Source organism: Saccharopolyspora soli (assembly GCF_022678645.1).
Lineage (GTDB): Bacteria > Actinomycetota > Actinomycetes > Mycobacteriales > Pseudonocardiaceae > Saccharopolyspora > Saccharopolyspora soli.
Genome location: NZ_JALBWV010000006.1, coordinates 42,892 through 56,211, shown reverse-complemented (window position 1 = coordinate 56,211; position 13,320 = coordinate 42,892). Strand labels below are relative to the sequence as shown.

The window sequence follows — 13,320 nt, the reverse complement described above, 5'->3', positions numbered from 1 at the left end:
ATGCGACCGGAATGCCCGAATAACCATTTCTCGCAACGTGGAGGTCACCTGTGACCGCGACGACCCAGCAGCCTCGCCAGAACGGTCAGGAGCAGCTCCTCACCCCCGGTGAGGTCGCGGCGCTCTTCCGGGTCGATCCCAAGACCGTGACGCGGTGGGCGACCGCTGGCCGGATCGGCTCCATCCGAACCCCCGGAGGCCACCGCCGCTTCCGCGAGTCCGAGGTCCGCACCCTGCTCGCCGAACTGACCAACGACGTCAACCGGTCGGCCTGACGGAAGGCCACCCGCATTCGCTGAAAAGGATGCTCAGATCGGCTCGCACAGCGTGCCGATAGCGGAACCTCAGACGCCGCCTCGCCCCAGGAATCACCGTCACCACGCGGGGGGCCCTGCACCAGCGAGACGACGCCTGAGAATCCGCGAAGGTCCGAGTCAGCGGCGTGCGCGCCGCCCACCTGGGACCGAATGGGGATGCCCACAACCGCTGGAGCGCCCCTGACGAAGATCTGAAGATCGCTGGCGGTCCGCCGACGACCGCCGATCGAGGTGGTTCCTCGCCCACCAGCGAGGCGCCACCTGGATCCGCCGTGCCACCGTGCCACCTACGACGACGACAACCGCAGCTGGGATTGGCTAATCTCGAAGCGGGACAGTTGGAGGTGGCCACGATGGTCTATGTGCTGGCAGCGATCGGTGCGCTCACCATCGTCGTGCTGATGTGGAAGGCGTTCGGCCCCGACCCGACCGGGGCGGCGCGGCGGCGTCCCCGGCAGGCGCCGATCGCGCCGGATGACGATCCCGATTTCCTGCGTCGGCTCGACGAGCAGAAGCGCAAGCCGCACCCGGGGGAAGAGGACTGAACTCCGGCGGTGTGGGCGCGAGCCGCCCACACCGGCGTCAGGAGTGCCGATTGCGGCCGGGCGCGTGCGGGAAGTCGTCGGCCACGATCGCGGCCAGTTCCAACAGCGCCATCCGGGTCGGCGCGTCGAGCCGGTCCAGTTCCACTTCGGCACCCTCCTCCAGGTGCGGGTCGAACGGGATCTTCGACACCGCGCGGCAGCGCGCCGCGAAGTGCGCCGCCAACTTGTCCACGTCGACCTTGCCGGAGGCCGGGCGCACCGAGTTGATCACCGCGACGGACCGGGCCACCAGATCGCCGTACCCGTGCGCATCCAGCCAGTCCAATGTGGCCGAAGCGCTGCGCGCGCCGTCGATCGAGCTGGACGAGACGATGACCAGCGAGTCGGCCAGGTCCAGCACGCCCTTCATCGCGGAGTGCATCAGACCGGTGCCGCAGTCGGTCAGCACCACGTTGTAGAAGTGCTCCAGCAGCGTGACGGTGCGTCGGTAGTCGTCCTCGCTGAACGCCTCGGAAACGGCTGGGTCCTGCTCGCTGGCGAGGATCTCCAGTCGACTCGGCCCCTGCGAGGTGTATGCGCGGACGTCGCTGTACTTGCGGATCCGGTGCGCGTCCCGCAGCAGGTGGCGGACCGTCGCGGTGGTCTCCAGCGGGATCTTCTGGCTCAGCGTGCCGCGGTCGGGGTTCGCGTCGACGGCGATTACCCGATCGCCACGCAGCGAGGAGAAGGTGGAGCCGAGCGTCGCGGTGGTCGTGGTCTTGCCGACCCCGCCCTTGAGACTCAGCATCGCGATCTTGTAGCAGCCCTGCAGCGGTTGGTTGACCCTGGTGATCAGCTCGCGGCGCCGCCGGTCGGCCGGTCCTTCGCCGAAGTTCACCGTCTTGCCACTGGCCACGTAGACGGCCTTGCGCCAACCCGATTGGGGTGACCTTTTGGTCTGCCGGAGTAGCTGAGCGGACGAGAGGTCCTGGCCGAATGGCCGATCCCCACTGCCTGCGGATGGAGCAGCCTGGGGATATGACGAAAACGACTGCTGCGGGCCGGGTTGCGGCACGCCCTGCTGGTTCTGCTGTCCGTACGGCTGCCCTGGGAAGGGTTGGTCGCCTGTCGAGTACGGTCCGGACGGCCCACCGGAAGCTGGTGGGAACGGTCCGGACGGTCCACCGGAAACCGAGTAGGGCCCCGACTGCGCCCCAGGTACCGAGTGCGGCCCCGAAACGTTCGGTTGGTGGTGCGGGCCGGATGCCGTCGCATCGCCGTAGTACGGCGCCGCTGGAAACTGCTGCGGACCGGACTGGCTCGGGTCGACGTACTGGGGTGGCGCCGCGGCGCCGGTCGGTGCGCCGCCCGGGTAATACGGTTGCGGCGGGGCGCCGATCGGATATGGCCCGGAATGCGGACCTGACTGCTCGACCTGCGATGGGTCCACATACGACGGTGTCGGGTGCTCGGTGGCCGGATGCGGTTGCCCCGGCGACGTCTCCGGCTCGACGTACTGCCCTTCCGAAGTCGGCGCCGCGCCGTTGCCCGTGGCTTGGGGCTCGGCGAGCGCACCATCGGCCTGCGCCGCGGCAGCTCCGGTCTCGCGCCGCGCTTCGGACTCTTCGTACTGTCCGGTCACCGTTGCCGTCCCTCCAACAATCGAGTCGGGCCCTGCCGGACCGAATCGAGATCTCCCCGCCCCAGCAAGGCACGGTAGTCCCAGATATACCCGCAAGTCACCGGGGGTGGGCGGTCGGCTCCGCCGCCGATCAGGGCTCGCGGAGCCGGGATTGCGCAGGTGGCGGGCAGTGCACCGGGCGATGCGACCGGTGCGGCCAACTCGTGGCGGTGCCCCGGCGCACCCCGATCATGAACTCACAGTCCAGCGTACGAGTGAAGACCGGCGACAACGATGTTGATGAAGAACAGGTTGAAGATCATGACCGCCAGACCGAAGATGTTGATCCACGCGGCACGGATGCCCCGCCAACCGGCGGTGGCCCGAGCGTGCAAGTACGCCGCGTAGACGACCCAGGCGATGAACGAGCAGGTCTCCTTCGGGTCCCAACCCCAGAAGCGACCCCACGCCGCCTCCGCCCAGATCGCGCCCGCGACGATGGCGAACGTCCAGACCGGGAAGATGATCACGGTGGCGCGGTAGGCGATCCGGTCCAGCGCCTGGCTGGTCGGCAGCCGGGAGCCGAACCGGGTCAGCTTCAACGGGTTGTTCTCGTACCGGGAGCGCAGCAGGTACAGCACGCTGGCGACACCGGCGAACAGCAGGGCACCGCTGGAGATGATCGCCGCGGTCACGTGGATCACGATCCAGTAGGACTGCAGCGCTGGCTGCAGCGGCGCGGCCTGGGCGTAGAGCACCGTGCCGGACAGGAAAAGCAGCACGACGACCGGCAGCATCAGGAACCCGCCGAGCCCGCGCAGCTGCGCCGGAGTGGCTTCGCGCCGCTCGGTGCGCAACTGCCGGAACAGCACGATCAGCCACGCGATCACCGCGGCGAGGCAGATCGCCGAGCCGAATTCGTACATGTTGCCCCACGGCACCCGGCCGGTGGCGACACCGCGCAGCAGAAGGGAGGCAGCGTGCACCAACGCGCCGAGCACGGTCATGGAGACGGCCATGCCGCCCAGTCGTTCGGCCAGCGGGCGCTTCTTCGGGGTCTCCACGTGCCCGATCACGCCGGTCGCGGTGGACTCGCCGCGGCCAGCGTTGACCAGCACCGACTCACGTCGGCGGCCAACCGTCCCGGCCCGGCCGTAGGCGAATTCGCCGAAGTACAGCAGCATCGCGGCGATGTAGATGACCACGGAGGTCGCGTACGCCATGTCGCTGTAGGTCGACAGCGTCTGGTTGACCGACATCAGCTCTTCCTTTCGCGCGCGGGTCCAGCGACCGCGCGGGACTGCGGCGAGTGGTCGACACCCGTAACCAGCAGGTCGGCGGCCAGCTTGGTGAACTCCTCGCCGTAGCCAGCCTGATCGGTGCGGGCGAGTCCGCCGACTTCGACAACGGTACGCGCGGAACCGGATTCATCCGGTTCCGGGCTCGGCCCGGCTCGAACCCACACCCGACGTCGCTTGATGGTCAGCGAAGTGCCGATGCCGAAGATGATCGTGATGGCGAAGCCGAGCACCCACGGCTGGAACGGATCGTGCGAGATCTGCAGGTTCGCCCAGCGCTCGACGCCGTCGAAGCGGATCGTGGTGCCGTCGTCGAGGCGGATCTCCTGGCCGAGGCGCAGGTTCTGGCGGGCGACCCGCTTGAGCCTGCCCTGGTCCACCATCGACTGGTCCACCCCGAAGATCGACTGGCCGCGCCCGGAGTCGAGCCCGAGGTCGCCGCGCAGCACGTCCACGGCCACGGTCGGGTCCAGCAGGTCCGGGAAACCGGAGCTCAGCACGGCTCCGTCGAAGGTGGCGGTGGGGGCGAACAGGCCGGTGATCGCGAGTTGGTTCTGGCGGCGCTGCGCCTCGTCCTGCACGCCCGGCGGATCGAACTTGGTGGCGCCTTGCGAAAGCATCGTCTGCGTGGAAACCGGCTGCCACTGGACGAGTCCGGTGCGCTGCTGACCGTCGGGGAAGGTCACCGTGAACTTCGGGGCGTATCCGTTGCCGCTGAGGTAGATGCGGTCACCGGCCGTGCGCAGCGGGTGGTTGACCTGCAGCAGGTAGGGGCGCCACGTGTTGGTCGCCAGGTCGTCACCGGACTGGTACTGGGTGTCGACGCGGAAGCTTTCGACCTGCCCGGTCGGCAGGTACTTCACGTCGAAGTCGTTGACGCGCACGCAGAACGGGCTGAGCTGGGTGCCGTCGACAGTGAGCCCGGCGCGGAAGGAGTCGTAGTTGTAGGTCCCGGAGTTGCAGAACTCGGAGCCGTCGGCCAGCACGATGACCTGGCCCTCGTAGCCGTACAGCTTGCCGCCCGCTACCCCGATGAGGAGGCCGACCAGGGCGAAGTGGAAGACGAGGTTGCCGATTTCGCGCAGGAATCCGCGCTCGGCGCTGATCGAACGCGAGCCGTCGGCTTCGTCGCGTTCGACCATCCGCCAGCCGCGCAGCCGCTTGCGCGCCGCGGTCATCACCTCGTCGACCGAGGCGTCGAGGGTGGCCGTCTCGTGGTGCGGCATCCGGCTGAGGTTGCGCGGCGTCCGCACCGGCTTGCTGCGCCACTGCTTGTAGTACTCGTAGCAGCGCGGAAGCAGGCAGCCGATCAGGGAGATGAACAGCAGCACGTAGATGGAGGCGAACCAGACCGAACTGAAGACTTCGAACGCGCCGAGCTTGTCGAGGATCGGCGCCAGCGTCGGGTATTCGCGGAAGTACCGGTCCACTTCGGACTGGTTCAGCGAGCGCTGCGGGATCAGCGCGCCGGGCAACGCGGCCAGCGCGAGCAGGAACAGCAGCACCAGCGCGGTGCGCATGGAAGTCAACCCGCGCCAGGTGTTGCGCAGGAACGCCAGGGTGGTGGTCAGGTAGCCGCGCATCAGATCGGCGTCTCGAAACCGGCGATCGGGCCACGAAGCATGGCGATCAGCTCTCCCCACAAACCGGTGACGAGCAGCAGGCCCACCACGACCAGCAGCGCCCCGCCCGCGATCTGGATGGCGCGCCCCCGCCGACGCAGCCAGCTCGCGCTGCGGACCGCCCACCTCGCACCGATGGCGAGCAGCACGAACGGCACGCCGAGCCCCAGGCAGTAGGCAATGACCAGCAGCACGCCGCGGACCGCGGTGCCCGTGTCGACTTCGGTGCCTGCCGCGACCGAAATGACGCCGACCAACGTCGGCCCGAGGCAGGGAGTCCACCCGAGTCCGAAAACCGCGCCCAGCAGCGGTGCGCCCCAAACCCCGGCGCGGGGCACGCTGTGCACCCGCACATCACGTTGCAGGGCAGGCACCAAGCCGAGGAACACGAGTCCCATCGCAACGGTGACGATCCCACCGATGCGCTGCAGGACCAGTTCGTTGGCCAGCAGAACGTCCGACAACCCGAGGAGGAGCACAGCACCGGCCGCGAACACCACGCTGAACCCCGCCACGAAGAGCAGGGCGGCCCCGGCCACCCGCCAGCGTCCGCGACGGCCTTGCTCGGCTTCCACGACATCAACCGGCGGGGCATCGGCGCCGACGACACCGGCCAGATAGGCCAGGTATCCGGGCACCAGCGGCACCACGCAGGGCGAGGCGAAGCTGATCGCCCCGGCGAGCGCTGCGACCGCCGCCGCGAACAGCAGCGGACCGGACGCGGCGAGCTCGGTGGGGTTCACGCTTCGAGGGTAGGAAAGTCAAGACCACGACCACGCACCGGGCTGGGTGAACCGGCCCACATCGTTCCTGGTGAAGGCGTTGCCCAGGCACGAGGCAAGGCTGCCAGGGCCTTTGGTCCCGCGTTTTCGGGACCACCGGCCACCCGCGCTGACCAGCTAGGAGGCGAGTATCACACCCGAAGGAACGGCCGCGTGTGCCAGCGAACGGCGAACGCTGCGTCCCCTGGGCGGCGCGGGTCCAGGCGGAGCCCGCAGTGGAGGCGGTCTGAGCTGAGTGCCTGTCTTTGATCTTGTTTTTGAAGCGGCGCCAGCCGCTTAGCCCACGTGCGCAACTGGCACCGCCGCGGGTTCTCAGGGGCTTTCTCGCGAGGACAGCCACGACGCGGTGTATCGGACATACATGATGTCGGGGATCCCGGAGTCGAGAAAGCCCCTGAGGTTCCGCTACCCGCACCGCAACGCAAAACGAGTTCGAGGACAGACTCTGAACCGGTCAACGCGGTTCGGCGGCGACCTTCTGCACCTCGGGGAGCAGGTCGCTTTCCAACATCGCCTCCAGGAAGATCGCCGCGACCCGGTGTTGCCGGTCGAGCACGATCGTCGCTGGCACGGTGCTGCGCGGGAACTGGCGCAGGGCCAATAGCGATCGCCCCGCCGGGTCGAAGATCGACGGGTAGGTCAGCTGCCGGTCGCGGTGGAAGTCGGTCGCCGCCGAGCGGCTGTCCCGCACGTCGACGCCGAGCACCTGTACCCCTTGGCTGGCGGTCTTGTCCTGCACCGCCTGCAGATCGTCGGCTTCGGACCGGCACGGTCCGCACCACGAGCCCCAGATGTTCAGGACCACGACCTGGCCCTTGAAGTCGTCCAGCCCGATCTGCTTGCCCGGTTCCAGGAGGCTTTCGCCAGCCAGCCCGGAGACCCGGCCGCGCTCCTGCTGCGGGTAGAAGAGCCGGGTCTGCCCGCCGGGCGAGACGAAGGTGAACTCGCTGCCCTGCGAAACTGCGTCGTCGCCCTGGGTAGCGCACCCGCCGACCAGGGCTAACGCCGCAGCGACCAGCCCGAAGCGCACCAACAGCTGTTTCATGCCCCTGTCACCTTCGGATCGGTTCCCCCGGCGGGTTCCACGTAGGCGATTCGCACCAGTTCCTCGCCGCGGAAGACCAGGCTGGTCAGCGACGCCAGCGAGCACTGCCGCCGCCGCGGGTCGTGCCACATCGGCTTGCCCTCCAGGAAGCGGCGCAGCGTCCAGATCGGCAGCTGGTGCGAAACGCACACCGCTTCCCGACCGGACGCCGCCGCACGGGCCCGGTGCGCCGCGCCCAGCATGCGGTGCGCGATCTTCAGGTACGGCTCGCCCCACGACGGCCGAAGCGGGTTCCACAGCTTCGGCCAGTGCTTGGGCGACCGCAGCGCACCGTCCCCGACGGAGACCTTCAGCCCTTCGAAGCGGTTGTCGGCCTCGATGAGCCGGTCGTCGGTGGCGACGTCGAGCTGGCACATCGCGCTGATCGGCAGGGCGGTCTGCTGGGCCCGTTGCAGCGGCGAAGCGACGACGTGGGCGATGTCACGCCCGGCCAGAAACTCGGCGACGACCTTGGCTTGCTGTTCGCCGCGGTCCGACAACCCGTATCCCGGCAGCCGCCCGTAGAGGATCCCCTCGGGGTTGTGCACTTCACCGTGGCGCAGGAAGTGCACCACGGTCTTCACGTCGCTCATGCTCCCGCCTCCGGCGCCTTCGCCGCGGCGGCAGCCCGGGCCGCGTGCGGCAGCGCATCGGCGATCGCCTCGAACGCCGCGTCGTCCATCGCCGCGTTGACGAACCAGCACTCGAACGCGCTCGGCGGTGGGTAGACGCCGCGCTTGAGCAGCTCGTGGAAGAACGCGGGGAACCGCCAGACCTGCTGGGCCTGGGCCTGCTCGTAGTCCCGCACCGGCGTCTCGCTGAAGAAGACGCTGACCATGTTCGCCGCGAACGCGACCTGGTGCGGCACGCCTTCGGCGGTCAGCGCCTTGCCGAGCAGGTCGCCGAGCCGCTCGCCGTTGCGGTCCAGCGCCGCGTAGACCTCGGCGTCGGCAGCGCGCAGGTTGGCGAGCCCAGCTGCCACGGCGACCGGGTTCCCGGACAACGTGCCCGCCTGGTACACCGGGCCGGACGGGGCAAGGCGGTCCATGACGTCGGCTCGACCACCGAACGCCGCAGCGGGCAACCCGCCGGACATCACCTTGCCGAAGGTGTAGAGATCACCCGCGACGCCGTCGATGCCGAACCAGCCAGCCGCGGAGACCCGGAAACCGGTCATCACCTCGTCCATGATCAACAGCGCCCCGGCTGCGCTGGTGATCTCCCGCAGCCCGGCGTTGAAACCGGGCAGCGGCGCTACCGCGCCCATGTTGCCCGCTGCGGCTTCGGTGATCACGCACGCGATCTCGTCACCCTGGTCGGCGAACACCTGCCGCACCACGTCGAGGTCGTTGTAGGGCAGCACGATGGTGTCGGCCGCCTGGGCACCGGTGACCCCCGGCGAGGTCGGCAGACCGAGGGTCGCGACCCCCGACCCGGCGCTGGCCAGCAGCGCGTCGACGTGGCCGTGGTAGCACCCGGCGAACTTGACGATCTTCTGCCGTCCGGTGAAACCGCGTGCCAGCCGGACGGCGCTCATCGTCGCCTCGGTGCCCGAATTGACCAACCGGACCTGTTCGACCGGCTCGACGCGGTCGATGATCTCCTGCGCGAGGTCGATCTCGCCGACACCCGGGGTGCCGAAGGAAAGGCCGTGCGAAGCAGCCTCCTGAACAGCCCGAACCACGTCCGGGTGCGCGTGCCCGTTGATCATCGGTCCCCACGACGACACCAGGTCCACGTACCGGTTGTCGTCGGCGTCCCAGAGGTAGGCACCTTCGCCGCGCACCATGAACCTCGGCGTTCCGCCGACCGAGTGGAACGCTCGGACCGGCGAATTGACGCCGCCCGGCGTCACCGCGAGAGCGCGTTCGAACAGCTGCCGCGACCGCGGAGCCGGATCGTCGTTCGTATTCGATGCGGGGTTCGCAGAAGCTGTCACGTCCCCAGTTTGACAGGCGCAGCGCAGCGGCCGGTCACACCCCGTGGGACTCCCGACGGCGGGCCCGCGAGGCCAACATCAACTGCCGAACCGCATCGAGCAGCAGCAACCCGGCCAAGGTCACCGCGCCCACCGCAGCCGCCAGCCAACTCCCGATCGACCTGGTGACGACATCGACGGCGCCGTGCGGGCCGGACAGGTAGATCGTCACCGCGCCATGCCGCCACGCCCACCAAGCCGCCAGCAACAGGCCAACCGCCACGACGAACTCGATCCCGGCCACAGCAGCCCGCCAGGGTTGGTTCAACCTGGCCGAACCGACGGAATAGTCGACGGGTTCGGCTGCGTCGGCGCTGTGCTTCGGCCCATCCGAAGGCTGCGGTTCGGGATTCGTCACGCAGCGAAGCGTCTCACGACGTGCCGTGCGCACCCCAACCCAGCCGCGCGTCTACCCCATCCGAGGCCAAACCTCGTCGCGCCGTTCGAGGACGTCGGTGATCAGGTCGGTCCGGCCAGCGTGTTCGGCCGCGTCCGGCGACAGGTAACCCAGCAGTCGATAGATCCGCTGGTGGTACTCCGGCAGGTCGAGGTAGAAGATCGGTTCGTGGTGCATGACCCGGTTCCGGAAGTCCAGCATGCCCATGAAATCTCCGTGGAGCGCATGCCGAGAACCCGCGTAGTTCGGAAAGGACTTGTGCAGCACCGGAACCCAGAACATGCGGTCGTGGACCCGGCTGAGCAGCGAAACCCAGAACCCGAAGGTGAGCTCGGCGACCACGTCATCCGGGGAGAACTGCCCGACTTTCTGCTGACCGAGCTTCCGGCGAGCACGGGAGACCTTGAGCCGACCGTTGTCCGTCAACGGCGCTGCTGACCACCAGTCATCTTGACCGTACCGATGGCGCAGCCGGTGGTTCAGCGCGTTGCGGAGGGAAACCTCAAGCCAGTGCAGCGGGCCGAAGAACGCCGCTGACACCTCGACGTTCCAGTCGTAAAGGCGGACGGCTACGTCGATCTCGCCACCAGCGGCCTTGAGGTACCGATCGAAGCGGGATTCCGACAGCAGGGTGCGGACCCATTCCGGCAGTTCGGCGTGCGTCGTTCGTCTGGTCAAGCCGGATCTCCTCCGCTGCCAATGGTCTTGTGGTAAATTGATCCGCGTAGGCCCCGGGTCCGCCTCTGCTCTGCATGCCGCCCGGGGCACTTTGCTGTCCGGGTCTGCTCCCGCCGCTAGACAGCGGAGATCATTCAAGCGCACCACAGCGGGCTAGCTCACTTAATTCGATCAGGTGTTCGTAGACCCGAAAGCATGGCTACTGCTCCACTAGGCGGGCCAGTGCCCTCGTCAGTGCTTCGGGGTTCCTCGCCCAGGCCAGGACTACTTCGTCGGCTTCGATTCGAAGCGGTACTTCGCCCGTTCCCTTCGGGACCGTCCAGCTTCCGCCGAGCACCCGTGCCCCCACCGGCGCTCCCACGTCGGTGACAGCGGTGATGCGGCTGACCGCGAGTTCTTCCCGCCCCTGCGCCAGCTCGGTCGGTGTGAGCCGCACCGAGACCAGCCGACGGCGACCGTAGACCCAGATCGCTGCGGTGACCGCGAGCGCACCAGCGATCAGCAGCCACGTCGTCAGGTGCACCGGGCCAGGCGTCAACGCCTCGACGCCCAGCCCGAGCACCGCGAACGCTGGGCCCCACAGCACCGGCCACCAGCTGCTGCCGCGCTCCGCGTACAACACCGGCTCAGTCATGTTCACCCGTCAGCCATTCCGTGCTCGGCCGCCGCCACATGAGCACCGCCGCAGCCACGCCGAGGATCAGCAAGATCGCGTTCGTGCTGAACACCGCCCCAGTACCCAGCAACAACACCAGGTGCACCAACGCGAACGCCGACAGGGCGATCCGCGCCCACGGCCGCCGGTTGAACAGCATCGCCCCCAACAGCAGGTAGGCGCCCGCGAGAACGGCGGCGAACCCGGTGTTGACCAGCAGGAGCTGCTCCGCGCGGGCAGCAGCGTCCGCCGCCGTCGCCTGCCGCCCTTCGATCAGCCGTTGCGGCAAAGCGTCGCGACCGACCCACATCAGCACCGTCTGCAGCACCAGGACGAACGCCACCACCCACCACAGGACGATGGCGTAGCGCAGCGGTCGCGGCGATTCCATCAGTGCCGGTTCGCCGCCTGGAAGAACCAGTTCGACGGCTTCAGGAAGACCAGCGTGATGAACACCGCCATCGCGACCAGGCCCAATCCGGACTGCGCGTAGGCCATCGCGTAGTACGAGCCGGGCACCTCCAGGTCGCCCAGCGAGCCGGTCGTGGTCATCGTGCCGCCCTGGATCAGGCCGACGACGCCGGACAGCGCCCAAACGCTGGCGAACACCGTGAGCGTGATCCGCGCCCAGTTCCGGCCGACCCGCATCTTGAAGCCGAACAGGATCCACAACGCGGTCAGGACCAGGTAGATGATCGTGAGCACGATGAAGAAGAACAGCATGACGCCGTTGGCGACGGACGAGATCTGCGCGTCGATCTCCGTCGAGCCGCTGCCCGCGCTGCCGATGGCGTCGTTCACGACGCCCTGCAGCAGCAGATAGCTCACCACTGAGAGCACCGTCGCGAGCAGTGGCACCACGACCGCGATCCAGAACGCGATCTCGATGGTCATCGGCCGCCGAACCGCGCCCATCTCGTGCGCCGACACCGGCGGCGCCGCGAACGGGTTCTGCCGCGGGTACTGCGGGTATTGCTGCGGAAAACCGCCGGAAGGAGTCCCGCTCTGCGGGTACCCACCTTGTTGCCAAGGATTTTGTGGCGAAGTCACAGGGCAAACAGTATGAACACGGCTCACCCGCTGTCCACTTGGTTGGCGAAACTCATCGGCCGCGCATGAGCTTGAAGTAGTCGTTCGACGGTTTCAGGAACACCAGAACCAGGAAGAGCACCGTTGTGACGAACACCAGCAACATCTGCACGACACCGATCAGCATGGTCGGGTAGCGGATGACCATTCCCAGATCTCCGCCGGTGTTCACGAAGAACATGACGATCGAGTAGAGGTCGTAGAGCAGCCAGAGCACGGCCAGGATCGCCAAAGTGGTCCGCGCCCACCCCCGACCGGCCCGCATCCGCAGTGAGAACACCACCCACAACACGCTGAGCACCACGGCGGAGAAGGTGAAGGAGGTGTTCCAGGCGACGACGCCCCACATGCTGCTCAGGTACTCGCCGATTTGCACGAACATGAGCGCGAGGCTGACGACGCTCAACACGGCGGAGAGGAGCGGAACCGCGATGCCGAGCAGGCTCGCGAAGGCCACCGCGCCGGGTGGCTTCGGGCCCGCGAACTGCGGCGGATAACCACCGGCGAAGCCGGGTTGTGGCGCGAACTGCGGCGGATTCGGCGCGTGCTGCCAAGGGTTTTGCGGAGACGTCACGCGCCGACCGTAATACAGCGAGTACCAGTTGGGTGGGGCTCCGACATTAATGCGCGCTCAAATGCCAGCGAAAGCGGCTGGCTTTTGTACGCCGCGCCACGCCGGGGCTGTCCTCGCGAAAACCTCCGACGACCTCAACCGCGCCGGGCGAGTTGGAAGTACTGGTTCGACGGTGCGAGATGAGCGAAAACCACCGTCGCCGCCACCGCCAGCAGTTGGAGCACCGCGAGCAGCGCGGTGGTGATGTCGCCCGCGGAACCACCGACCACTGACGGGATGGTCAGCAGGAACCACAGCGCACCGGCGACCGTGATCACGATGCGGGCCCAGTTCCGCCCCCGGCGCATGAAGAACAGGAACATGATCCACAATCCCGCGATGACCGCGACGATCGCGGTCATCACCGCCACCACCGCGAGGTAGATGCCGCGCGCCTGTTCCAGGGTGATCCGCTGGCCCTGGACCTCGGTCTCCCGCACCACCAGTTGCAGTTCCGCGTCGGACACCAGCAGGAAGGCCGCCGCCAGCATCGCGAAACCGACGACCACGCTGGCGATGCCCGCCCAGAACGAGTAGTCGACCGTGTTCGGCCGACCCGGCCCGGACAGCTCGTTCGCGGATACCGGCGGCGCGGCGAACGGCTCGCGTTCAGGTTCCTGCGGCGACGTCACATGCCTCAGATTAGGAACCGGACCAGCCGC

At 68.1% G+C, this 13,320-nt stretch carries 16 protein-coding genes; 2 read left to right on the top strand and 14 right to left on the bottom strand.

Annotated elements, in window-relative coordinates; all coding sequences use genetic code 11:
- Positions 1-50 precede the first annotated feature (50 nt).
- Complete coding sequence (locus MOQ72_RS06275) at positions 51-275, top strand: BldC family transcriptional regulator (protein ID WP_168585575.1); 225 nt, start codon at positions 51-53, stop codon at positions 273-275.
- 395 nt (positions 276-670) lie between these two features.
- Positions 671-862, top strand: a complete 192-nt coding sequence (locus tag MOQ72_RS06270; RefSeq protein WP_242181123.1) for a hypothetical protein — start codon at positions 671-673, stop codon at positions 860-862.
- Between the two features lie 37 nt (positions 863-899).
- On the opposite strand, the gene MOQ72_RS06265 is transcribed toward MOQ72_RS06270, so the two are convergent.
- From MOQ72_RS06265 to MOQ72_RS06200, 14 genes are all read right to left on the bottom strand, one after another.
- A complete protein-coding gene (locus MOQ72_RS06265; RefSeq protein WP_242181122.1) occupies positions 900-2,483 on the bottom strand; it encodes an AAA family ATPase in 1,584 nt (527 codons plus the stop codon).
- A 236-nt stretch (positions 2,484-2,719) separates the two neighbouring features.
- The gene (gene ccsB / locus MOQ72_RS06260) at positions 2,720-3,721 is read right to left on the bottom strand and encodes a c-type cytochrome biogenesis protein CcsB (RefSeq protein ID WP_242181121.1); all 1,002 of its coding nucleotides are present in this window, start codon (positions 3,719-3,721) and stop codon (positions 2,720-2,722) included.
- A complete protein-coding gene (gene resB, locus MOQ72_RS06255; RefSeq protein ID WP_242181120.1) occupies positions 3,721-5,343 on the bottom strand; it encodes a cytochrome c biogenesis protein ResB in 1,623 nt (540 codons plus the stop codon). Before resB ends, ccsB begins: the two co-directional genes overlap by 1 nt.
- Positions 5,343-6,125, bottom strand: a complete 783-nt coding sequence (locus MOQ72_RS06250; protein ID WP_242181119.1) for a cytochrome c biogenesis CcdA family protein — start codon at positions 6,123-6,125, stop codon at positions 5,343-5,345. Before MOQ72_RS06250 ends, resB begins: the two co-directional genes overlap by 1 nt.
- Before the next feature lie 493 nt (positions 6,126-6,618).
- Positions 6,619-7,209: a TlpA family protein disulfide reductase gene (locus tag MOQ72_RS06245; RefSeq protein WP_242181118.1), complete on the bottom strand. Its 591-nt coding sequence runs from the start codon at positions 7,207-7,209 to the stop codon at positions 6,619-6,621.
- A complete protein-coding gene (locus tag MOQ72_RS06240; protein WP_242181117.1) occupies positions 7,206-7,841 on the bottom strand; it encodes a histidine phosphatase family protein in 636 nt (211 codons plus the stop codon). Before MOQ72_RS06240 ends, MOQ72_RS06245 begins: the two co-directional genes overlap by 4 nt.
- Entirely contained in the window at positions 7,838-9,187 is a 1,350-nt protein-coding gene (hemL, locus tag MOQ72_RS06235) for a glutamate-1-semialdehyde 2,1-aminomutase (RefSeq protein WP_242181116.1), read from the bottom strand. Before hemL ends, MOQ72_RS06240 begins: the two co-directional genes overlap by 4 nt.
- 34 nt (positions 9,188-9,221) lie before the next feature.
- Positions 9,222-9,584 (bottom strand): hypothetical protein, encoded by a 363-nt coding sequence (locus tag MOQ72_RS06230; RefSeq protein WP_242181115.1) that lies wholly within the window; start codon positions 9,582-9,584, stop codon positions 9,222-9,224.
- A 51-nt stretch (positions 9,585-9,635) separates the two neighbouring features.
- Positions 9,636-10,301: a hypothetical protein gene (locus MOQ72_RS06225; RefSeq protein ID WP_242181114.1), complete on the bottom strand. Its 666-nt coding sequence runs from the start codon at positions 10,299-10,301 to the stop codon at positions 9,636-9,638.
- A gap of 199 nt (positions 10,302-10,500) precedes the next feature.
- Positions 10,501-10,935 carry a transport-regulating membrane protein Mce1N gene (mce1N, locus tag MOQ72_RS06220; protein ID WP_242181113.1) on the bottom strand — a complete coding sequence of 145 codons (435 nt, stop codon included), beginning with the start codon at positions 10,933-10,935 and terminating at the stop codon, positions 10,501-10,503.
- Positions 10,928-11,347 carry a hypothetical protein gene (locus tag MOQ72_RS06215; RefSeq protein ID WP_242181112.1) on the bottom strand — a complete coding sequence of 140 codons (420 nt, stop codon included), beginning with the start codon at positions 11,345-11,347 and terminating at the stop codon, positions 10,928-10,930. The genes mce1N and MOQ72_RS06215 overlap by 8 nt, the downstream gene beginning before the upstream one ends.
- Entirely contained in the window at positions 11,347-12,006 is a 660-nt protein-coding gene (locus MOQ72_RS06210; protein ID WP_242181111.1) for a hypothetical protein, read from the bottom strand. The genes MOQ72_RS06215 and MOQ72_RS06210 overlap by 1 nt, the downstream gene beginning before the upstream one ends.
- Positions 12,007-12,058: 52 nt before the next feature.
- Positions 12,059-12,619 carry a hypothetical protein gene (locus MOQ72_RS06205; protein WP_242181110.1) on the bottom strand — a complete coding sequence of 187 codons (561 nt, stop codon included), beginning with the start codon at positions 12,617-12,619 and terminating at the stop codon, positions 12,059-12,061.
- A 134-nt stretch (positions 12,620-12,753) separates the two neighbouring features.
- Entirely contained in the window at positions 12,754-13,290 is a 537-nt protein-coding gene (locus MOQ72_RS06200) for a hypothetical protein (RefSeq protein WP_242181109.1), read from the bottom strand.
- Between the last annotated feature and the right edge of the window lie 30 nt (positions 13,291-13,320).

What these genes read in the sequence shown, in the direction of transcription:
- mce1N (WP_242181113.1), bottom strand. Translation starts at nt 10,935, where the DNA reads ATGACTGAGCCGGTGTTGTACGCGGAGCGCGGCAGCAGCTGGTGGCCG.
- MOQ72_RS06245 (WP_242181118.1), bottom strand. Translation starts at nt 7,209, where the DNA reads ATGAAACAGCTGTTGGTGCGCTTCGGGCTGGTCGCTGCGGCGTTAGCC.
- resB (WP_242181120.1), bottom strand. Translation starts at nt 5,343, where the DNA reads ATGCGCGGCTACCTGACCACCACCCTGGCGTTCCTGCGCAACACCTGG.
- MOQ72_RS06240 (WP_242181117.1), bottom strand. Translation starts at nt 7,841, where the DNA reads ATGAGCGACGTGAAGACCGTGGTGCACTTCCTGCGCCACGGTGAAGTG.
- MOQ72_RS06270 (WP_242181123.1), top strand. Translation starts at nt 671, where the DNA reads ATGGTCTATGTGCTGGCAGCGATCGGTGCGCTCACCATCGTCGTGCTG.
- MOQ72_RS06215 (WP_242181112.1), bottom strand. Translation starts at nt 11,347, where the DNA reads ATGGAATCGCCGCGACCGCTGCGCTACGCCATCGTCCTGTGGTGGGTG.
- ccsB (WP_242181121.1), bottom strand. Translation starts at nt 3,721, where the DNA reads ATGTCGGTCAACCAGACGCTGTCGACCTACAGCGACATGGCGTACGCG.